This is a genomic window from Nocardia sp. NPDC049935 (assembly GCF_055586645.1).
The window spans coordinates 1,057,796-1,078,167 of record NZ_JBVJHV010000001.1 but is presented as its reverse complement, the minus strand read 5'-3'; the positions used below and the strand labels follow the sequence as shown (position 1 = coordinate 1,078,167).

Here is a 20,372-nt window from a genome sequence, read left to right as displayed (position 1 = left end):
CCGATGTACGAGCTCGACGAGGACGAAGCCGAAATCGTGGCGCTGGTGCGCCGATTCGTCGACCGCGAGGTCGAACCCGTCGTCCGGGAACTCGAGCACGGCAACATCTATCCCGAGAAACTCGTCGAGCAGATGAAGGAGATCGGGATCTTCGGGCTCGCGATCCCCGATCCCTGGGGCACGGCCAGCGTCTCGACACCCTGCTACGCCGCGGTCACCGAGGAACTCGCCCGCGGCTGGATGAGCCTGGCGGGCGCGATGGGCGGGCATACGGTGGTCGCGAAACTGCTGCTCGCCTACGGCACGCCGGCGCAGCGGGACCACTACCTGCCCCGGATGGCCACCGGCGAGATCCGGGCCACCATGGCACTCACCGAGCCCGGCGGCGGATCGGACCTGCAGGCGATGCGGACCTGGGCCCGCCGCGACGGCGACGGCTATCTCGTCAACGGATCCAAGACCTGGATCAGCAACGCCCGCCGGTCCGCACTGATCGCCCTGCTCTGCAAAACCGATCGAGACGCCACACCCGCGCATCGCGGCGTCAGCATCCTGCTGGTGGAGAAGGGCCCCGGCTTCGAGGTGTCCCGCGATCTGCCCAAACTCGGCTACAAGGGTGTCGAGAGCTGCGAACTCGTCTTCGACGATCTGCGGGTGCCCGCGGACGCGCTGCTCGGCACCGAGGAAGGACATGGATTCGCCCAGATGATGCGTGGGCTCGAAGTCGGGCGGATCCAGGTCGCCGCCCGGGCGCTGGGCGTCGGGCGGGCCGCGCTCGAGGATTCGCTGCGCTACGCGCAGGAACGGGAGAGTTTCGGGCAGCCGATCTGGAAACACCAGTCCATCGGTAACTACCTCGCCGAGATGGCCACCGAACTCACCGCCGCCCGCCAGCTCGTCATGTACGCCGCGCGGCGCTACGACTCGGGCGAGCGGGCGGATATGGAGGCCGGTATGGCGAAACTGTTCGCCTCCGAGACCGCCATGAAAGTCGCGCTGAACGCCGTCCGTATCCACGGCGGCTACGGCTACTCCACGGAATTCGATGTCGAACGCTATTTCCGCGACGCCCCGCTGATGATCGTCGGCGAGGGCACCAACGAGATCCAGAAGAACGTGATCACCAAACAGCTGATCCAGCGCTACCGGACCGCACCGTGATCGCGGCGCGCACCCGGCTCGCGCCCGGGGTGGGAAGGCAATAATTGTGCATCCGCTGGACGGCGTCACTGTCGTATCCCTGGAACAAGCCGTGGCCGCGCCGTTCGCCACCCGTCAGCTGGCCGATCTCGGGGCCCGGGTGATCAAGATCGAAAGGCCGGGCGCCGGTGATTTCGCGCGCGGCTACGATCGCACGGTGCACGGCGAGGCCAGCTATTTCGTCTGGCTCAATCGCGGCAAGGAAAGCCTGGAACTCGACGTCAAGGACCCCGCCGATCACGCCTTGCTGGGCCGGATCATCGATGGCGCGGATGTTTTCGTACAGAACCTGACGCCCGGCGCCGCCGCGCGGCTGGACCTGGACGCCGCCACGCTGCGCGACCGCCGGTCCGAACTGATCCATTGTTCGATCTCCGGATACGGCCCCGACGGCCCGTACCGCACCAAGAAGGCCTACGACCTGCTGGTCCAGTGTGAAGCCGGTCTTCTCGGCATCACCGGAACACCGGACGAGCCGGCGAAGGCCGGTATCTCGGTGGCCGATATCGCCACCGGTATGTACGCCTATTCGGGCATCCTCACCGCGCTCTACGACCGGGAACGCACCGGCCGCGGCACCACGCTCGAGGTGGCCATGCTCGACGCACTCGGCGAATGGATGATGCAGCCCGCCTACTTCTCGGTCTACGGACAGCAGCCGGCCCGCCGCACCGGCGCCCGGCACGCCTCGATCTCGCCGTACGGCCCCTACCGGGCCGGCGACGGTTCGTCGGTGTTCCTCAGTGTGCAGAACGATCGCGAATGGGCGAGCCTGTGCGCCCGGGTGCTCGGCGACCCGGCGCTCACCGACGACCCGCGCTTCGTCCACAACCCCGAACGCCTCGCCCACGACGACGAGATCACCGCGATCCTCGAGGCGGCGCTGAGCCGCTACTCCGCGGACGAAGCGGTGCGGGTCCTGGACTCGGCGGGTATCGCCTGCGCCCGTCTGCGCACCCCCGAGGAATTCGCGGACCATCCGCAACTGCGTGCCCGTGACCGCTGGCGCGCCGTCGATACCCCCGGCGGTACCGTCCGCGCGCTGCTGCCCGCCGTGACCGTGCCCGGTCGCGAAGCGCGTATGGGCCCGGTACCCCGGCTCGGCGAGCACAACGACGCCCTGCGCGCAGAATTCGACCCGGCCCGATCGGAGTACAGCCGTGAGTGACACCGTGGAAGCGCAGGCGGACGCCTCGCCGCCCGAAAGTCCTGTCGCCCCGGGGGAACGCGAGATCGGCGTGGATCCCACTCTGCTGTTCCGCTTCTCCGCGCTCACCTACAACGGCCACCGCATCCACTACGACCGCGACTACGCCCGCGATATCGAGGGTTATCCCGGCCTGCTCACCCACGGACCGCTGCAGGCACTCGCGATGGCCGAGGCGGCCCGGGCCCACGGCGGCCCGGCGGATCCACGTACATTCGACTACCGTCTGCTCTCGCCGCTGTTCGACCATCAGGGCCTGGTCGCCGGCGCCGCGGCCCGCGACGGCGGGCTGCACACCCACGCGCGTGACAGATACGGCCGGCAGACCGCGCGGGGTGTGCTCACCTACGGGACGTGAAAGGGGCCGCGGGAGTGGAAACCGGATCGGTATCGCGTCCCGGTGACGCGCGGATCAGCTGGCAATCGGACGGATCGCCGGACGCCCCGCCGCTGCTCCTGCTCTCCGGGCAGGCGAACTCGCACCATTGGTGGGACGGCGTGCGCCCCCGCCTCGCCGAACGGTTCCGGACCATATCCTTCGACTACCGCGGCACCGGCGGTTCCCGCGCCGACGACAGCGGCACGCAGAACTGGTCCACCCGTTCGTTCGCCGACGATGCCGCCGCCGTTCTCGACGCGGTCGGGTGCGCCCGCGCCTCTGTCTACGGCACCTCGATGGGTGGCCGGGTCGCGCAGATGCTCGCGATCGGCCATCCGCACCGGGTCGACCGGCTGATCCTCGCCTGCACGTCACCCGGTGGGGCGGCCGCCCAGGAGCGCGGCCCCGAGTTGCGCAGGCTGCTCGGGCAGCGTGATGCCCGAGCCCGCCGGGAAGTCCTGCTCGATCTGATGTACACCCCCGAATGGACGTCGGCGCCGCCGCGCCGGTCCCCCCTGCTGGGCGACCCCGCCATGACCGCACGCGCGCGACGCCTGCATCTGCGCGCGAGCGACGAGCACGATGCGTCGGGCCTGCTGTCCACGATCACCTGCGAAACCCTGATCCTGCACGGCAGCGACGACCGTATGGTGCCGGCCGGCAACGCCCGGCTCATCGCCGACTCCGTACCCGGCGCCGTCCTGGAGATCTTCCCGGGCGGCAGGCACGGTTTCTTCGACGAGTTCCCGGCAGTCACCGACAGGGTCTGCGCCTTCCTCCTGGCCTAGCCGGCTCCGCCGGTGCACTGGGTCCGCGTAATACATAGTTCAATGCGCATATCTTGGTATCGGCACTATCTTGGAGCAATACCGCCGGAGTCCCGCCCGCGGAACTGCGGATCGCGGATCGCTACCGGCGCAAGCCGATGCATTTAGGGGCCCGGTTTCCGGTTATATACAGCAGGATTCGGGCGATATGTCGGCATGAACGACACAGACTCCCCGGCGGGGCTATCCCCCGAGCGGTCCGGACGAGGCACGGCCGGAACGGGTGCCGCGGCGGGACAGGCGGAGCGATGACTTTGCGCTGGCTCGACAAATCGGCTCTCACCTGCCCTTTCACCCGCGGAGGCCACCGCGCCGGCGCGGTACCGGCGACCCGGGTCGTGATACGGCGCGGACGGATCGGCATCCCACCGACGGTGGCATGCGACCGTTGCGCCGAGCACCTTCGCGATTTCGAGGAGTACCGGGGCATACCCGTCAGCGTGATATCCCTGCACGACTCCCCCGACCTGCCCGCACCCTGCCCGTCGGTCTGGCGCTCGCACGCCTGTTCGCTGCAGGCCGGACACGACGAGGGCCCCGGACCCACAGCGCACCGGTGCACATGCGGCGCCGAGCCCGGCCCCACCGACACCGTGGCCGACTCCGGCTCCGGGGTAGACGGCAGTATCTCCGCGTAACCGGCACTCCTGACTGCCGATCCGTACCGCGGAAGCGGATTCCGCCCGCTGCCGCTTACCATTCCGGTATGCGGCAGCGGGCGGGATCTCAGCTGGTCAAATCGTCGAGGGTATGGGATTCGTCGCGAGAGAGCGTGATTCCGAGATTCGCCGCGGTGCGATCCACCTCGTCGTCGTCGCCCCGGGCCAGATCCACCGCGAGACCGTCGGCCGACAGCACCTCGACGTTGAGGCACAGCGACTGGAGTTCCTTGAGCAGAACCTTGAACGATTCCGGGATGCCCGGTTCCGGGATGTTCTCGCCCTTGACGATCGCCTCGTAGACCTTCACGCGGCCGACCACGTCGTCGGATTTGATGGTCAGCAGTTCCTGCAGGGTGTAGGCGGCGCCGTAGGCCTGCATGGCCCAGCATTCCATCTCGCCGAAACGCTGACCACCGAACTGCGCCTTACCACCGAGCGGCTGCTGGGTGATCATCGAGTACGGGCCGGTCGAGCGGGCGTGGATCTTGTCGTCGACCAGGTGGTGCAGCTTCAGGATGTACATGTAGCCCACCGCCACCGGGTACGGGAACGGCTCACCGGACCGACCGTCGAACAAGGTCGCCTTACCGTCCTCCCCCACCATCACGTCGCCGTCACGGTTGGGCAGGGTGGAGGCCAGCAGACCCGCGAGTTCGTCGTCGCGAGCGCCGTCGAATACCGGCGTCGCCAGGTTCGTACCCGGCGGCACCGACAGCAGTTCGTCCGGCAACGACGCCGCCCAGCCGGGACGATCACCACCGGGAAGCCGGACGTCCCAGCCCGCTTTGCCGATCCAGCCCAGATGGGTTTCCAGGATCTGCCCGATATTCATACGACGCGGCACACCGTGGGTGTTCAAGATGATGTCGACCGGGGTCCCGTCGGGCATGAACGGCATATCCTCGGTCGGCAGGATCTTGCCGATCACACCCTTGTTCCCGTGCCGGCCCGCGAGCTTGTCACCGTCCTGGATCTTGCGCTTCTGCGCCACATACACGCGCACCAGCTCGTTCACACCCGGAGGCAGGTCGTCGTCGTCCTCACGGGAGAAGACCCGGATACCGATGACCTTGCCGGACTCACCGTGGGGCACCTTCAGCGAGGTATCGCGGACTTCGCGCGCCTTCTCACCGAAGATCGCCCGCAACAGCCGCTCCTCCGGAGTCAGCTCGGTCTCACCCTTCGGCGTGACCTTGCCGACCAGGATGTCCCCGTCGCGCACCTCGGCACCGATCCGCACGATGCCCCGCTCGTCGAGGTCGGCGAGGACCTCATCGGAAACGTTCGGGATATCGCGGGTGATCTCCTCGGCGCCCAGCTTCGTATCGCGGGCGTCGATCTCGTGCTCCTCGATATGGATCGAGGTGAGAACGTCGTCTTCGACCAGACGCTGAGACAGGATGATCGCGTCCTCGTAGTTGTGGCCTTCCCACGGCATGATCGCCACGAGCAGGTTCTTACCGAGGGCCATCTCACCGTTCTCGGTGCACGGACCATCGGCCAAAACCTGACCACGCTCCACCCGCTGACCCTCGTCCACGATCGGACGCTGATTGGCACACGTGCCCTGATTCGAACGCGCGAACTTCCGCATCCGATACGACTTACGGGTGCCGTCATCGGCCATGACCGTGACGTAGTCGGCGGAGACTTCTTCGACCACACCGGTCTTCTCGTTCACCACGACATCACCGGCATCGACCGCGGCCCGCAGTTCCATACCGGTCCCCACCACAGGAGATTCGGAACGGATCAGCGGCACGGCCTGACGCTGCATGTTCGCACCCATCAGGGCACGGTTGGCGTCATCGTGCTCGAGGAACGGAATCATCGCCGTCGCCACCGACACCATCTGACGCGGGGAGACATCCATATAGTCGACCCGGCCGCTGTCGATGATCTCCACTTCGGAATTCTTCCGGCGCACCGCGATCCGGGAAGCGACGAATCGACCGGCGGCATCGACCGGTTCGTTCGCCTGCGCGACGATATGCCTTTCCTCTTCGTCGGCCGTCAGATAGTCGACCTCGTCGGTCACCACTCCGGAGACCACCCGCCGGTAGGGCGTCTCGATGAACCCGAACGGATTCACCCGCGCGTACACCGAGAGATAGCCCATCAGGCCGATATTGGGCCCTTCGGGCGTTTCGATCGGGCACATCCGGCCGTAGTGGCTGTAGTGCACGTCGCGAACCTCCAGCCCCGCGCGCTCACGCGACAGACCACCCGGACCGAGAGCGGACAGCCTGCGCTTGTTGGTGAGACTCGCGAGCGGGTTGCGTTCGTCCATGAACTGGGAGAACTGAGAGGTCCCGAAGAACTCCTTGAGGGCCGCCACCACCGGGCGGACATTCATCAGCGACTGCGGTGTGATCGCCTCGATGTCCTGGGTGGTCATCCGCTCGCGGACCACACGCTCCATCCGCGAGAGCCCCACCCGGAACTGGTTCTGGATGAGCTCGCCGACGGTGCGCACCCGGCGGTTACCGAAGTGGTCGATATCGTCGACCTCCACCGGAACCTCGACACCGCCGGGGCCGGTCATGGCCCGCTCGCCGGAATGCAGCCGCACCAGGTATTCGACAGCGGCCGCGATATCCTCGCCGGTGAGCACGCGCGGACCCGCCGAACCGGCGCGGTCCACGCCGATCTTCTTGTCGATGCGGTATCGACCCACGCGGGCGAGGTCGTAGCGCTTCTCGTTGAAGAACAGGTTCTCCAGCAGGTTCTGCGCGGATTCCCTGGTGGGCGGTTCGCCCGGACGGAGCTTGCGGTGAATATCGAGCAGTGCCTCGTCCACACCGGCGATAGTGTCCTTCTCCAGGGTGGACATCATCACGCCCGAGAATCCGAAACGCTCGGTGATCTCCTCGTTCGTCCAGCCCAGGGCCTTGAGCAGCACGGTGACCGGCTGCCGCCGCTTACGGTCGATACGCACACCGACGGTATCGCGCTTGTCGATATCGAACTCCAGCCACGCACCGCGGGAGGGGATCACCCGGACACTGTGCAGATCCTTCTCGGTGCTCTTGTCGACCGAGTGGTCGAAGTACACACCCGGCGAGCGGACCAACTGGGATATCACCACGCGCTCGGTGCCGTTGACGACAAACGTGCCCCGTTCGGTCATCATCGGGAAGTCACCCATGAACACCGTCTGGCTCTTGATCTCACCGGTGTCGTTGTTGATGAACTCCGCGGTGACGAACAACGGCGCCGCGTAGGTCATGTCCTTGTCCTTGCATTCGTCGACCGAGGCCTTGACCTCTTCGAAGCGCGGCTCGGAGAGGGTCAGCGACATGGTCGCCGCGTAGTCCTCTATCGGGCTGATCTCCGCGAGCACCTCTTCCAGCCCGCCGGCAGGTGAATCACCGCGGGCCGCCGCACGCTCACGTGCGGCGGGGGCACCGGTCAGCCATTCGAACGATTCGGTCTGTATCGCCAGAAGTCCCGGAATCTCCAGGGGTTCGCGGATTCTGGCGAACGAGAGCCGTCGCGGGCCGGAATCCGGGTGGTCCTCGGGTATTGCGGGCTCGGAGTGGTGCGAGATTGCCACGCTGCGTCCTTCCAGCACCTCATAACGCCCGTGTACGCGGGCGTTATGAGTTCTGCTCGTCCTGTGGGCGGTATGCCGATACGCGCACCGTGCGGGCACCGCCGGACGAACTCGACGACAGAACCGTGGAAACAGGCACGCAGACAGTGCCACTTTCCACGGTATTTCGTATTTCGAGAGTCGGACAGCGCGCACCCCGGCGCGGATTCCTAAATTACACCCCGGATCGACAGATGTCGAGAAAAAAGAACAATCGCGCACAAGGCAATTCGGCGCTTTCCCCTTCTGATAATTACATACCGATCCGGACCACGTCAAGCGACTCGAAGATATTCCGCGCACTGTTCCGGCGACCGCCGATTCCCCATTCCCCTCTCGAATATAGCGCACCGGGAATCCGCGCCCCCACCCGGGTCATACGAAATCGGATCCGCCGTCCACGTTCACGTTGGCGCCGGTCATATAGGAGTTGCGACGCGACGCCAGGAATGCGGCGACCGGCCCGATCTCTTCCGGCCGCCCGGCCCGGGGCATCTGCGCGGCATGACCGAAATGCGTTCCGATCGCCGCCATCAACCGGTAGGGGTCGTCGCTGTCCACCCCCACCGATCGCGCCCAGCCGGTGAGGGCAGGAGTGACGAAGGTGCCCGGCGACACCACGTTGACCAGAATCTCCTCCTTCGCCAGCAGCAGCGACAGATTCTTGGACACGCTGGTGACCATCGCCTTCGCCGCGGTGTAGGCAACGAGCGAGACGGTCTGCCGCTGCGTCGAATGCGCCGAGAAGATGACGATCCGCGCCCAGGAGGCACCGCGCAGCAGCGGCAGGGCCGCGTTCACGCAGTGCACGACGGACAGCACACCGTGGTCCACCGCGTCCCGCCATCGGTCGTCGGACAATTCCTCGACCGTGCCCCGCACATCCGGGCCGACGGTGTTGACGAGGGCGTTGAGTTCGCCGCCCCAGCGGTGGCGCAGCTCGGCGAAGACCGCGTCGATCTGTGCGATATCACGGGCGTCGGCGACCAGGCCGACGGCATCCGGGCTGCCACGGCCGGCGAGGTCGGCGGCGGCGCGCTCCACATCGTCGCGTGAGCGCCCCACGACGGCCACCCGTGCGCCGTCCTCCGCCAGGCAGCGGGCGGTGGCCAGACCCATTCCGCGACTTCCGCCGACCACCACCGCGGCCGCGCCGCCGAATCCCAGATCCATTCCGCTACCGCCTCACTCATCGGATGGGCACGAGCCGGCCGTTCCGGGCCCGCGCAACATACAGTATGTCTTATAGTAATGCCGGATGAGAAAGGTGGCGGCGGCCATGCGATCCCGGCGTGATACAACAGCGGTCATCGGCGCGGGGATCGCGGGACTGACCGCCGGCAAGATGCTCACCGACTACGGCGTGCGCTACATCTGCTTCGAACTCTCCGACCGCATCGGCGGCAACTGGGCATTCGGCAATCCCAACGGGCACTCCAGCGCGTACCGGTCCCTGCATATCGACAGCTCGAGACACCGCCTGTCGTTCCAGGACTTCCCGATGCCCTCGGACTATCCGGATTTCCCGCACCACACCCGGATCAAGGCCTACCTCGACGCCTACGCCGAAGCGTTCGGACTGCTCGACCGCATCGAATTCGGCAACGGCGTAGTGCGCGCCGAACCGCAGGAGGGCGGCGGGTGGACCCTGCACACCCAGGACGGGCGGACCCGTGACTTCGATTCCCTCGTCGTCGCCAACGGGCACCACTGGAGCCCCCGGTATCCGGGCTTCCCCGGCGAATTCACCGGGCAATCGATCCATTCCCACGCCTATATCGATCCCGGAGAACCGCTCGAGCTGCGAAACACACGGATCCTGGTGGTCGGTATCGGCAACAGCGCCGCCGACATCACGGTCGAGCTCTCGGCCCGCCACCTGCAGAACACCGTCTACCTGTCCACCCGCTCGGGTTCGTGGATCGTTCCCAAATACCTGGCGGGCCGTCCGGTGGACAAATACGGCGCGGCACTCCCGTTCGTCCCGCGCCCGCTGTTCCGCTGGGTGGTCAACACCGTCGCCGAGACAGTGTCCGGGAACCCGGAGCTGTGGGGGCTGCCGAAACCGCGACACCGATTCCTCGACGCCCACGGAACCCAATCCGTCGAACTACCCCTGCGGCTGGGGTCCGGCGATGTGACACCGAAACCCGACGTCCACCGGCTGGACGGCCACACCGTGCATTTCACCGACGGCTCCCGTGCCGAGGTGGAGGTGATCGTCTACGCGACCGGGTACAACATCAGCTTCCCGTTCTTCGACCCCGCCTTCCTCAGCGCTCCGGACAACCGGATCCGGCTCTACAAACGGATATTCGTGCCGGGTCGCGGCGATCTGGCCTTCGCCGGTCTGGCGCAATCGGTGCCCACCCTGTTCCCTTTCGTCGAATGTCAGGCGCGGCTCATCGCGGCCTGGGCCGCGGGCGAGTACGCACCGCCGCCGGTCGCCGAGATGGAACGGGTCATCACCGCCGACGAGCGGATGTACCTGGGCACTGTGCTGGACCGGCCACGACATACGCAACAGGTGGACTTCTTCACCTACGAGCGCCAGCTGCGCACCCGCGAACTCCCCGAGGGGCGTCGTCGCGCCCGAGCCCGCTACCGCGAAGGACAGGACGTGCCGTGACACCTATGACTCCCGGGCACCCGGAGATACCGGGGCCGGCCACGGTCCCGATCCCGCAGCGCCTCGACGATATCGATGCCGAGTGGCTGTCCGCCGCCCTGCGGGCCGGCGGCCGGCCGGTCACGGTCCGAGCCCTCACCGTCACACCGATCGGCACCGGCCAGACCGGTTCCACCTATCGCCTCACCGTCGGCTACGAGAACACCGCCGGCGACCTGCCGAGTACCTTCGTCCTGAAGTTGCCCGCCGAGGACGAGTCGATCCGCGCCGGAGTCGCGTTCGGCTACCGCACCGAGGTCGCGTTCTACCAGCGGGCGGCAGCGGTCACCGCGATACCGGTTCCCCGCTGCTACCACAGTGCGGTCGCCGAGGACGGCGCCACCTTCGCGCTGCTGCTCTCCGACCTCACCCCGGCGGTGCAGGGTGACCAGCTCCGCGGATGCGGTGTGCGGGAGGCCCGGCTCACGGTCACCGCGCTGGCCGGGCTGCACGGTCCGACCTGGTGCGACCCCGTCTGGCTCGAGATGCCCGAGATCGCCATGCCCAAACCCGGCGATACGCCCGCCGCGCAGGGCCTCGGCGAGGTATCGGCAACGGCCGCGCGGCTGACCGTGGACCGGCTCGGCGACGCGCTCACGCCCGAAGACCGCGAGACGCTCGTCGCCGCCTTGGACCGCGTGACAGCCTGGCTCACCCACGCACCCGGCCGCTATGCCCTCATGCACGGCGACTTCCGGCTCGACAACCTGCTGTTCGACCCCGGCACCACCGCGGTGACCGTCGTGGACTGGCAGACCGTCGGGGTCGGCCTGCCCGCACGCGACCTCGCCTATTTCACCGCGACCGGCCTGGAGCCGTCACTGCGACGGGAACGCGAACGCGATCTGGTGCGCGCCTACCACACCGGACTCCTGCGGCACGGTGTGACCGGCTACGGCTTCGACACCTGCTGGGAGGACTATCGGCTCGGGATGGTGCAGGGTCTGCTCATCCCCGCTCTCGGCTGCGCTTTCGCCGCGCAGTCGCAACGGGGCACCGAGATGCTCGCCGTGATGCTACGGCGCGCCGCCCAGGCGGTCCGGGATCTGGGAACCGTCGGACTCATCGGCACTCTCACACCGTGAACCCGGGCCGGGAGTCCGATGACATGCCGGCACCCGGCCCATCACGATCTCGCCGGGCGAGCCGCCCGGTGGGCCGGGCGGCTCGGACGGTTCATCTGGTGACGATCGTCGCCCCGGCGGTACCCGGGGCCCCGTACAGCAGCGCGAACCCGGTTCGCGGATCACCCGCGACCTGGCGCGGTCCCGCCGTACCACGCAACTGCAGCACCAGTTCGTGGAGTTGCCGCATCCCCGACGCGCCGATCGGTTCACCGTTGGCGATCAGCCCGCCGTCGGTGTTCACCGGTAGGCGTCCGGAGATCTCGGTGGCCCCCTCGGCGATCAGTTTCTCCTGCTCGCCGTCGGCACAGAAACCCGCCTCGGCCATATGGATCACCTCGGCGCCGGCGTCGGTGTCCTGTAACTGCACGATATCGATATCCTCGGGCGCGATCCCGGCGGACTCGAATGCCGCCCGGGACGCGTACACCGACGGGGCGGCGTCCTCCTGCACGGCGGCGTAGGTCGTATTGACCTCGTACGCCCCGTAGGTCCGGGTACGCACCTCGACCGCGCGCACATACACGGGGGTACTCGTGTAGCGGTGTGCGATATCGGCGCGGCACATGATCACCGCGGCCGCCCCCTCGTCCGGCGCGCAGAACATGTAGTGGGTCAGGGGGTAGTTGAGAACGGGGGCGGCGAGGATATCCGCCTCCGGGATCGGCTTCCGGCGGAACGCGTTCGGGTTGAGCCCGCCGTTGCGGTAGTTCTTCGCCGCCACCTTGGCCAGTGTCTCCACGGAGATATCGTGGTCGTGCAGGTAGCGGTTGGCCTTCATCCCGAAGAACTGCGTGGTCAGGTATTGCCCGTTCTCGCCGTACCAGGCGGGCATTCCCACGAGGGTCGGGTCGACAGTGAACGCTCCCCGGGGATGTTTGTCCATCCCGATCGCGATGCCGATATCGTATTTCCCCAGCCTGATCGCGTCGGCGCAGGCCTCGGTGGCGCTGGCCGAGGTGGCGCAGGCATTGAACACATTCGTGAACGGGATCCCGGTCAACCCCATCAGGCCCACGATGGCGTCCGGATTCGCGACTTCCCAGCTGCCGCCGATGGCGAACTGGATATCCCGCCAGCGCAGACCGGCGTCGGCGAGCGCGGCCCGGATCGCATCGGACCCCATCTGCATCGCCGTTTTACCCTCGAACCGGCCGAACGGATGCATTCCGATGCCGATGATCGCTACGTCGTGCGACATATCTTTCTCCTGTCCCTCAGGCCGGCCGGAACGCGAAGGTGAGCACCTCGGCACCGTCTGCATCGGTGCCGAGCCGGACCGTCGTCAGTTCGACGTCCATCCCGAACGCCAGGGCGCCGGGATCGTTCTCGGTCAGGCGGCCCTCGACCCGGATCACGTCACCCAGCTGAACCAGACCCACCCCGAAGGGGACGAACGTCTTCGCCGTCTCATCCCCGAGATACGGGGCACCGGGCAGGAATCCCTGTGTGGTCCACGCGACGAGGGTGCCGGAGCGCGGCAGCGCGATGTCCTCGAGCGACGCGCCGCCGCATCGCGGGCACAGCTCCTGGACAGGAAAGACCGTCGCACCGCAGTCGGAACAGGATCCGCCGATCAGCTGGTATTCCTCCTCCGGCCAGGTGGAGATATCGGGGGCAATGAATCTGGGCAACGTCGGCTCCTCGCAGTCTCGCCGGTCGCAGTCGCCGGATACCCGCGCGACCGATCGGTCCCGCACCGTTCCGGCGAGGTTTACAATCCATACTGTAATACATACCGTGAGCGGTGCCATAACCGTGCCGCGGATTGCTCCAGAACCGCCCGAAGGCTTGCTTCCGCAGGGAAGATCCCTATACCGTTGTCATTACCGTATGCCTTCCACGGACGAGGGTGGGGGTAGCGCTCTGCCGCGGGACGAACGATGACGGCGACCGATAGCGATGACGGAGACATGATGAACTCACGCATACCGGATGGATTCGAGGATCTGCTTCGCAGGCCGATCGTCGGCGTCCTGGCGACGGTGACCCCCAACGGCTCGCCCGACCAGTCTCCGATGCGATTCACCTGGGACGGCGCCCATCTGCGGATGAGCCATACGATCCCCCGCCGGAAGTTCACCAGCCTTCAGGCCAACCCCAACTATTCGTTCCTGCTCACCGACCCCGATTCCCCCACCCGCTCGCTGGAGACCCGGGGCTGGCTGGTCACCGTGGAGGCCGACGAGAAGGGCGCCTTCTACGCCGAACTGAACGAACGGTACGGCGAGACCGAACGGGGCCTCCCGGCCGATGTGAACGACCGGGTCGTCCTGATCCTCGACGCGACGAGCTTCATCGCCAGATGAGCCCGTCACCGGCGCAGCCACCATGACTCTCCGGAGACCACCGATTCACCGACAACCGGATTTCCACGCGCCGCAAGGAGGCGACCATGACCCCGCACACCGAAGCGACGGTCTTCGACGCGGACTCGCATATGTACGAGACCGCCGACGCACTCACCAGATATCTGCCCGACCGGTACCGGCACGCGGTGCAGTACGCGCGGATCGGGCGGCAGACCCGGATCTGCATCAACGGCAGGATCACCGACTTCATCCCGAATCCGACCTTCGAGCGGGTCGCCGCGCCGGGAGCGCACGAGAAATTCTTCGCCGGTGAGAACACCGAAGGACTCACGCTGCGCGAAATGCAGGGCAAGGCCATAGAGGCGCCCGCGGCCACCCGCAATCCGGCGGACCGGATCATCGAACTCGACCGCCAGGGTGTGCGCGAAACACTCAATTATCCGACACTGGCCAGCCTGGTCGAACATTCCGCGGCCGACGACCCGGCACTGACACTCGCGATCATCCACGCCTTGAACAGATGGATGCTCGAACACTGGACCTACGCCTACGAGGGGCGGATCTTCAGCACGCCCATCATCAGCTGCGCCGAAGTCGACGACGCCCGCCGCGAGCTCGATTTCGTCGCGGAGAACGGCGCGAAAGCGGTTCTGATCAAACCCGGCCCCGTGAAGGGGATCCACGGGTGGAGGTCGCCCGCGCTGCCCGAATTCGACCCGTTCTGGCGCGATGTCGAGAATGCGGGAATACCGGTCGTACTGCACGCGAGCCAGCCACCGCTCGACGAGTACGTCAACCGGTGGGAGCCGCCGGCCACGAAGAGCTTCATGGCCATGAGCGCCTTCCGCTGGCTGGCGCTGGGACATCGCGAGATCTCGGATATGATCGGCAGCCTGATCTGCCACGGAACCCTCACCCGTTTCCCGAAATTGCGTATCGCGAGCGTGGAGAACGGAAGTTCCTGGATTCATCCCCTGTTCCACGATCTGGCCGATCTCACGAAGAAGATGCCGCAGAACTTTCCCGAGGATCCCTTGGAGGTATTCCGGCGCAATATCTGGGTGAGCCCGTTCTGGGAGGGTTCGGTGGCCGATGTGGTGGAGACCGTCGGCTGGGATCGGGTGATGTTCGGCTCGGACTACCCGCATCCCGAGGGCCTTCCGGAACCGAAGAGCTACTGGAAGTACGCCGAGGGTATGGACAGCAGGCGCACCTGGGATTTCATGGGCGACAACGCACGCCGGTTCATGGGATTGCCTATCGAGAACCCCGACCCCGCCGCCCGCCGCCCGCCCGCACTGGCGACCTCGACATCCTCCTGATCCGGCCGTCGCCCCTTTCGTCCGTACCGAGCACGCCAGAACCGGACGAAAGGGCGACAGAATACCCTGTGGTAACGTCAACGGTGTCATTTTCGGCAAAGAGGCGCATGGCGGAGGCTGGATGGTCGGAGACCCCGGGCACACTCCACCGCGCGGGCTCGCCGACCGTATCGACAGCCACAGAAAGTGGGTCTCCCCATGGCGAAGCAGGGAACCGCGACCAAACGCCCGCGCCGTGAACGCGGCTCTCTCAACCCGGAGGATATCGTCGCGGGGGCCTTCGAACTCGCCGAGGAGATCTCGATCGACAACCTGAGCATGCCGTTGCTCGGGAAGCATCTGGGTGTGGGCGTCACAAGCATCTACTGGTACTTCCGCAAGAAGGAAGAACTGCTCAACGCCATGACCGACAAGGCCATCCGGCAGTACTCCTTCGAGACACCGTTCATCGAGGCGAAGGACTGGCAGGAGACGCTACGCGAACACGCCCGGACGATGCGGCGGACATTCCTCGGCAACCCGATCCTGTGCGATCTGATCCTCATCCGGTCGGCGCTGAACGAGAAGGCGCTACGCCTGGGCGGCCGGCAGACGGAGCTGGTCATCGCGACCCTGGTCGAGGCCGGTTTCTCCCTGGAGGACGCCGTCGACACCTATTCGGCGGTTCAGTTGCACGTCCACGGCCTGGTCGTACTGCAGCGACTCTCCGACAAGAACCGCGAACTCAGTCCCGAATCGACCGCGTACTACGAGAATGTGATCGTCGATCCGGAGACCACGCCGCTGCTCGCCGAGGCTGCCGCCAAGGGTTATCACTCGGGGGCACCGGATGACCGCAACTTCGAACACGGCCTGGAAACGATCCTCGAAAAAGCAGGTCAGGTGTTGTCGGGCGCCGACAGGAAATCGGCGCCGGCCAAACGTGGAAGCAGGGCCCCGGCGAAGAAAACCACGGCGCCGAAGAAAGCCACGCCGCGCACCCGGGCCACCGCAGCGAAGTAGGGTGATTCGCGCGGCGGCCATGGCGACCCACAGCCACCGCACGAATCGTCGGCGACACGGCTCCCCGGTTGTCCGCGCGACCGAACGCCCCTCTCCGGGATGATCTATCGCGGCTGGAACCGCTGTGCCCCGTCGATTCGTACGACCTCACCGTTGATGTACGGATTCTCCAGCAGATGCTGGGCGAGATTCGCGTACTCGTCCGGAGTGCCGAGGCGCTTCGGGAAAGGCACCGTCGACGCGAACTTCGCCAAGCCCTCCTCCCCGATCAATTCCATGATCGGCGTACGCATGGTGCCGGGGGCGATACTGTTCAGCCGGATTCCCACCGAACCGAGGTCACGCGCTCCGGTGAGGGTCAAAGCGATGACCCCGCCCTTGGCCGCCGAGTACGCCGACTGACCGATCTGTCCCTCGTACCCCGCGATGGAACTCGTCATCACGATCGCACCGCGTTCCCCGTCGGCCTTCGGCTCGAGTTTCGCGATCCGCGCGGCGGCCAGCCGTAGGACATTGTAGGTACCGGTCAGGTACAGCCCGATGGTGTCGGTGAACCCCTTCAGGGTATGGGCGCTGCCGTCCCGGTTCACCACCTTCTCCAGCACTCCGAACCCACCGTGGGCGATGACCGCGTACCGCAATTCGCCCAGTTCGGACGCGGCGTCCAACGCCGCCTCGACGGCGTCTTCGTCCAGCACGTCGGTGCGCACATAGCACGCCTTGTTGCCCAGTTCGGCGGCCAGTTCCGCGGCCTTGTCATCGGCGACATCCGCGATGACCACCGCGGCACCGGCTCCGTGCAACCGGCGGACGGTCGCGGCGCCGAGCCCGCCGGCGCCACCGGTGACGAGGACGACTTCTCCCTCGAACGACACAGGTTTCTCCTTACTCTCCGTGGTCGAAAATCTGCGTGACCGGCTCAGCTACCGGTCCATTCGGGCGCCCGTTTCTCCGCGAACGCCTTCGCGCCTTCCTGGGCGTCCTCGGATCCGAAGACCGGCGCGATGAGCTCCATCTGCTTCTGGAAGGCCTCGTCCTCGCTCCAATAGCGGGACCTGACGACGACCTCCTTGGTCACCGCGACCGCCAGCGGGCCGTTGGCGGTGATCCGCCCGGCCAGCCGAACCGCTTCGGCCAATGCCTCGCCCGGTTCGGTCAGCGTGTTGACGAAACCGAGCGCCGCACCCTGTTCGGCGGAGAAGTTCTCGCCGGTGAGGGCAAGTTCGAGCGCCTTTTGATAGGGAATGCGCTGCGGCAGACGCAGTAATCCGCCGCCGCCGGCGACGAGCCCGCGCTTCACCTCCGGGATTCCGAATTCCGCGGTTCGCGACGCCACCACGAGATCGGTCGCCAGGACCAGTTCGGTACCGCCGGCCAGGGCGAAGCCTTCGACAGCGGAGATGATCGGTTTCTTGGGCGGCCGCTCGGTGAAACCCATACCGCGCCCGGGAATATAGGGGAACTCCCCGGACGCGAAGGCCTTGAGATCCATACCGGCGCAGAAATTTCCGCCACTTCCGGTCAGGACCGCGACGGACAGCTCCGGGCTGTCGTCGAGTTCGTCCATCGCATCGGCGAGCCCCCGACTCACCGCCAGGTTCACCGCGTTACGCGCGTCCGGTCGATTCATCGTAATCACCAGGGTGCGCCCACGACGCTCCACCAGGACTTCATCCGACATCGGTCACCTCATCACTCGAGAGCATCGAACAGATTTCGCGTCGCCGCCCGGCCCGGCCTCCGAGCCCGGTGTCCATCGCACAGCGACCCTCAGACCTCGATGACCAGGGCACCGCCCATACCGCCTCCCGCGCACATGGCGGCGACACCGAGGCCGCCGCCGCGGCGCCGCAGCTCGTACACCAGCGTCGTGACCATCCGGGCGCCCGAGGCCGAAATCGGGTGTCCGAGGCTGCATCCGCTGCCGGAGAAGTTCACGCGTTCCTCGTCCAGGCCGTATTCCCGGCAGGCGGCGATCGGGACGGAGGCGAAGGCCTCGTTGATCTCCCACAGCGCGATATCACCGGGGGTGAGCCCCGCCCGGTCGAGGACCTTGCCGATCACCTTGACCGCGCCCAGGCCGGTATCACGCGGTGCGACGGCCGCATTGGCCCAGGCCCGGACGGTCGCCATCACCTCGAGGTTCTCGGCGGCGGCGTAATCGTCACCTACCAGCGCCACCGCCGCGCCCGCATCGTTGATACCGCTGCTGTTCCCGGCGGTGATCGAAAAGCCTTCGATCTCGGGATGCAGAACCGGTAGCGCCGCGAGGCGTTCCAGTGTGGTGTCGCGGCGCGGATGCTCGTCCACCGCGAAATCGATCACCGTACCGTCGGCCTGCTGGACTTTCAGCGGTACGATCTCGTCGGCGAACTTCCCGGCCGCGATCGCGTCACAGGCACGCTGATGCGATCGCAACGCCCAGGCATCCATTTCCGCACGGCCGATCCCGACCTTTTTGGCGGTGTTCCAGCCGACGGTCACCGACATGTCCATGGTGGGGGCGTCGGGTGTTTCCGGATGGGACGGCGGAATCCACGGCTCGACGAACTCCATCTCGGGGCCGAACTCCGGTTTGCGCCACTTCATCAGCGGAGCGGTGGACAGCGACTGGACGCCGCCCGCCACCATCACCCGTTCCATATCGGAGCGGATATGCGCCGAGGCGTTGGCGATCGCGGTCAGGCTGCCCGCGCAGTGCCGGTTCACCGCCTGGCCCGGCACATTCTCCATCCCGCAGGCCACCGCGGCGTGCCGGGCCAGATCGCCGCCGCCGTAGTTCAGTTCGGCGAGCACGATATCGTCCACGGCTGTGGAGTCCAGTCCCGCCCGGCGGATCACCTCCGGCAGCACGGTGACGGCGAGGGTTTCGGTCGGCACGTCGGCCAGGGCGCCTTTGAACGATCGTCCGATCGCGGTCCTGACGGCGCCGACGATCACAGGTTCGGCCATATTTCTCAACCTCTGCTCGGGCTACACGCGCGGGGTGCAGCAACCTATAAGAACGACATGTCTACTGTCTCACCTACAGTATGTACAACAAGAAGGTGGTTGTTCAATACTGGAAGTAGATTCACAGATCGACCGGCGCCGACGGTTCGGCAAACCGGTCGGCTTCCGCCGCTCAGGCGACGAGGTCGGCCGAACCGTGACGAAAAGCCTCCCGCGGCACAAAGGACCCCTTCGCGATCAACGCCTTCGCCGCACGCACCTCTCGCGGCCGCCCGACCCCGGCGACTCCCACCAGACGCCCCCGATCCAGAAACACCGCCAGCAGCGACCCACTTGCCAGGCTGCCTTCGACGATGGATTCGGTGCCCGCCGCCGGCCACCCGGCGATCTGGAGATTCCGGCCGAATTGCGTGGTCCAGCACCAGGGGACCTCCTCGTACGGCTCACGCATTCCGAGGACGCCCCGTGCTGCGCATACCCCGTGCGACCGGGCATGATTCCAATGCTCGACCCGTTGCAGACCACCGAGAACACGGTTGGAAAGCGCGCGACGTCGCCGCCGACGACGACCAGCGAAGGCGCCTCACCCGCCTCCGCGAGCGCCCGGCGCAACGGCCCCACATCGTGAGCGGAGCGCAGGGTGTACGCGTCGCCGAGCGAACCGTCCACACATCTCGGCCCAGAACGAGCGGGGACGTAGCAGCACCCCGCCGATCTCCGCGGACCCCGACAACAGCTCTTTCGACACCGCCGGTCGCCGATACGGGGGTGCATTCTCGTCACCGATGAGGACGATCGATCCGGCGAAACCTTCTTTGCGCAGCGTCTCCGCGGCCGCGGCGCCGGCCACTCCGGCACCCAGCACGACGACCTGCCCACGGGGCGCGACGGTCACCGCTCGATCTCCACCATCTCGAAATCCTCTTTGGTCGCGCCGCAATCCGGGCAGGTCCAGTCGTCCGGGATGTCCGCCCAGCGGGTACCCGGCACCAGGCCGTCATCCGGCCAGCCGAGTTCCTCGTCGTATTCGAATCCGCAGATCACACAGCGGTAGAGCTTGTAGGCGGTCGTTGTCTCGTTCATGAGGCTCCTGTGCGGCGATACTGCTCTCCAGCTCGCCGT

At 66.7% G+C, this 20,372-nt stretch carries 19 protein-coding genes; 9 read left to right on the top strand and 10 right to left on the bottom strand.

What is annotated here, in order from left to right:
* Positions 1-3 precede the first annotated feature (3 nt).
* From ACZ6SF_RS05060 to ACZ6SF_RS05045, 4 genes are read left to right on the top strand one after another with little or no spacing between them, the layout of a single operon-like run.
* Complete coding sequence (locus ACZ6SF_RS05060) at positions 4-1,161, top strand: acyl-CoA dehydrogenase family protein (RefSeq protein WP_466060677.1); 1,158 nt, start codon at positions 4-6, stop codon at positions 1,159-1,161.
* A 46-nt stretch (positions 1,162-1,207) separates the two neighbouring features.
* The gene (locus ACZ6SF_RS05055; RefSeq protein ID WP_466060676.1) at positions 1,208-2,368 is read left to right on the top strand and encodes a CaiB/BaiF CoA transferase family protein; all 1,161 of its coding nucleotides are present in this window, start codon (positions 1,208-1,210) and stop codon (positions 2,366-2,368) included.
* Positions 2,361-2,765, top strand: a complete 405-nt coding sequence (locus ACZ6SF_RS05050; RefSeq protein ID WP_466060675.1) for an HTD2 family dehydratase — start codon at positions 2,361-2,363, stop codon at positions 2,763-2,765. Before ACZ6SF_RS05055 ends, ACZ6SF_RS05050 begins: the two co-directional genes overlap by 8 nt.
* Positions 2,766-2,779: 14 nt before the next feature.
* The gene (locus ACZ6SF_RS05045; protein WP_466060674.1) at positions 2,780-3,574 is read left to right on the top strand and encodes an alpha/beta fold hydrolase; all 795 of its coding nucleotides are present in this window, start codon (positions 2,780-2,782) and stop codon (positions 3,572-3,574) included.
* A 765-nt stretch (positions 3,575-4,339) separates the two neighbouring features.
* Here ACZ6SF_RS05045 and rpoB read toward each other — a convergent pair.
* A complete protein-coding gene (rpoB, locus tag ACZ6SF_RS05040) occupies positions 4,340-7,849 on the bottom strand; it encodes a DNA-directed RNA polymerase subunit beta (RefSeq protein ID WP_466060673.1) in 3,510 nt (1,169 codons plus the stop codon).
* A 396-nt stretch (positions 7,850-8,245) separates the two neighbouring features.
* A complete protein-coding gene (locus ACZ6SF_RS05035; protein ID WP_466060672.1) occupies positions 8,246-9,043 on the bottom strand; it encodes an SDR family NAD(P)-dependent oxidoreductase in 798 nt (265 codons plus the stop codon).
* Positions 9,044-9,128: 85 nt separating this feature from the next.
* Here ACZ6SF_RS05035 and ACZ6SF_RS05030 point away from each other — a divergent pair, with 85 nt between their 5' ends.
* Together ACZ6SF_RS05030 and ACZ6SF_RS05025 are read left to right on the top strand one after the other, a co-directional pair.
* Positions 9,129-10,499, top strand: coding sequence for a flavin-containing monooxygenase (locus ACZ6SF_RS05030; protein WP_466060671.1), 1,371 nt, complete (start codon positions 9,129-9,131; stop codon positions 10,497-10,499).
* 5 nt (positions 10,500-10,504) lie between these two features.
* Positions 10,505-11,623: a phosphotransferase family protein gene (locus tag ACZ6SF_RS05025; protein WP_466061344.1), complete on the top strand. Its 1,119-nt coding sequence runs from the start codon at positions 10,505-10,507 to the stop codon at positions 11,621-11,623.
* A 91-nt stretch (positions 11,624-11,714) separates the two neighbouring features.
* Here ACZ6SF_RS05025 and ACZ6SF_RS05020 read toward each other — a convergent pair whose 3' ends face one another.
* Together ACZ6SF_RS05020 and ACZ6SF_RS05015 are read right to left on the bottom strand one after the other, a co-directional pair.
* On the bottom strand, positions 11,715-12,863 hold the full coding sequence (locus tag ACZ6SF_RS05020; RefSeq protein ID WP_466060670.1) for a thiolase family protein: 1,149 nt from the start codon (positions 12,861-12,863) through the stop codon (positions 11,715-11,717).
* Positions 12,864-12,879: 16 nt separating this feature from the next.
* Positions 12,880-13,296: a Zn-ribbon domain-containing OB-fold protein gene (locus ACZ6SF_RS05015; RefSeq protein WP_466060669.1), complete on the bottom strand. Its 417-nt coding sequence runs from the start codon at positions 13,294-13,296 to the stop codon at positions 12,880-12,882.
* A gap of 282 nt (positions 13,297-13,578) precedes the next feature.
* On the opposite strand from ACZ6SF_RS05015, the gene ACZ6SF_RS05010 reads away from it, so the two are divergent.
* The 3 genes from ACZ6SF_RS05010 to ACZ6SF_RS05000 all read left to right on the top strand — a co-directional run bounded on the left by ACZ6SF_RS05010 (position 13,579) and on the right by ACZ6SF_RS05000 (position 16,298).
* Positions 13,579-13,971 (top strand): pyridoxamine 5'-phosphate oxidase family protein, encoded by a 393-nt coding sequence (locus tag ACZ6SF_RS05010; RefSeq protein WP_466060668.1) that lies wholly within the window; start codon positions 13,579-13,581, stop codon positions 13,969-13,971.
* 86 nt (positions 13,972-14,057) lie between these two features.
* Complete coding sequence (locus ACZ6SF_RS05005) at positions 14,058-15,296, top strand: amidohydrolase family protein (protein ID WP_466060667.1); 1,239 nt, start codon at positions 14,058-14,060, stop codon at positions 15,294-15,296.
* Between the two features lie 198 nt (positions 15,297-15,494).
* Positions 15,495-16,298: a TetR/AcrR family transcriptional regulator C-terminal domain-containing protein gene (locus ACZ6SF_RS05000; protein ID WP_466060666.1), complete on the top strand. Its 804-nt coding sequence runs from the start codon at positions 15,495-15,497 to the stop codon at positions 16,296-16,298.
* 104 nt (positions 16,299-16,402) lie between these two features.
* Here the strand turns inward: ACZ6SF_RS05000 and ACZ6SF_RS04995 are convergent, their stop codons facing one another.
* From ACZ6SF_RS04995 to ACZ6SF_RS04970, 6 genes are all read right to left on the bottom strand, one after another.
* Positions 16,403-17,173, bottom strand: a complete 771-nt coding sequence (locus tag ACZ6SF_RS04995) for an SDR family oxidoreductase (protein WP_466060665.1) — start codon at positions 17,171-17,173, stop codon at positions 16,403-16,405.
* A 44-nt stretch (positions 17,174-17,217) separates the two neighbouring features.
* Positions 17,218-17,979 (bottom strand): crotonase/enoyl-CoA hydratase family protein, encoded by a 762-nt coding sequence (locus tag ACZ6SF_RS04990; RefSeq protein ID WP_466060664.1) that lies wholly within the window; start codon positions 17,977-17,979, stop codon positions 17,218-17,220.
* An 89-nt stretch (positions 17,980-18,068) separates the two neighbouring features.
* The gene (locus ACZ6SF_RS04985) at positions 18,069-19,250 is read right to left on the bottom strand and encodes a thiolase family protein (RefSeq protein WP_466060663.1); all 1,182 of its coding nucleotides are present in this window, start codon (positions 19,248-19,250) and stop codon (positions 18,069-18,071) included.
* Positions 19,251-19,422: 172 nt separating this feature from the next.
* On the bottom strand, positions 19,423-19,701 hold the full coding sequence (locus ACZ6SF_RS04980; protein WP_466060662.1) for an oxidoreductase C-terminal domain-containing protein: 279 nt from the start codon (positions 19,699-19,701) through the stop codon (positions 19,423-19,425).
* Between the two features lie 132 nt (positions 19,702-19,833).
* Positions 19,834-20,115, bottom strand: a complete 282-nt coding sequence (locus ACZ6SF_RS04975) for an FAD-dependent oxidoreductase (protein WP_466061343.1) — start codon at positions 20,113-20,115, stop codon at positions 19,834-19,836.
* Between the two features lie 26 nt (positions 20,116-20,141).
* Positions 20,142-20,333, bottom strand: coding sequence for a rubredoxin (locus ACZ6SF_RS04970; protein WP_466060661.1), 192 nt, complete (start codon positions 20,331-20,333; stop codon positions 20,142-20,144).
* Positions 20,334-20,372: the final 39 nt, after the last annotated feature.

What these genes read in the sequence shown, in the direction of transcription:
- ACZ6SF_RS04980 (WP_466060662.1), bottom strand. Translation starts at nt 19,701, where the DNA reads ATGCGTGAGCCGTACGAGGAGGTCCCCTGGTGCTGGACCACGCAATTC.
- ACZ6SF_RS05060 (WP_466060677.1), top strand. Translation starts at nt 4, where the DNA reads ATGTACGAGCTCGACGAGGACGAAGCCGAAATCGTGGCGCTGGTGCGC.
- ACZ6SF_RS05000 (WP_466060666.1), top strand. Translation starts at nt 15,495, where the DNA reads ATGGCGAAGCAGGGAACCGCGACCAAACGCCCGCGCCGTGAACGCGGC.
- ACZ6SF_RS04970 (WP_466060661.1), bottom strand. Translation starts at nt 20,333, where the DNA reads ATGAACGAGACAACGACCGCCTACAAGCTCTACCGCTGTGTGATCTGC.
- ACZ6SF_RS05030 (WP_466060671.1), top strand. Translation starts at nt 9,129, where the DNA reads ATGAGAAAGGTGGCGGCGGCCATGCGATCCCGGCGTGATACAACAGCG.
- ACZ6SF_RS05035 (WP_466060672.1), bottom strand. Translation starts at nt 9,043, where the DNA reads ATGGATCTGGGATTCGGCGGCGCGGCCGCGGTGGTGGTCGGCGGAAGT.
- ACZ6SF_RS04985 (WP_466060663.1), bottom strand. Translation starts at nt 19,250, where the DNA reads ATGGCCGAACCTGTGATCGTCGGCGCCGTCAGGACCGCGATCGGACGA.
- ACZ6SF_RS05010 (WP_466060668.1), top strand. Translation starts at nt 13,579, where the DNA reads ATGAACTCACGCATACCGGATGGATTCGAGGATCTGCTTCGCAGGCCG.
- ACZ6SF_RS05005 (WP_466060667.1), top strand. Translation starts at nt 14,058, where the DNA reads ATGACCCCGCACACCGAAGCGACGGTCTTCGACGCGGACTCGCATATG.
- ACZ6SF_RS05020 (WP_466060670.1), bottom strand. Translation starts at nt 12,863, where the DNA reads ATGTCGCACGACGTAGCGATCATCGGCATCGGAATGCATCCGTTCGGC.
- ACZ6SF_RS04990 (WP_466060664.1), bottom strand. Translation starts at nt 17,979, where the DNA reads ATGTCGGATGAAGTCCTGGTGGAGCGTCGTGGGCGCACCCTGGTGATT.
- ACZ6SF_RS05025 (WP_466061344.1), top strand. Translation starts at nt 10,505, where the DNA reads ATGACTCCCGGGCACCCGGAGATACCGGGGCCGGCCACGGTCCCGATC.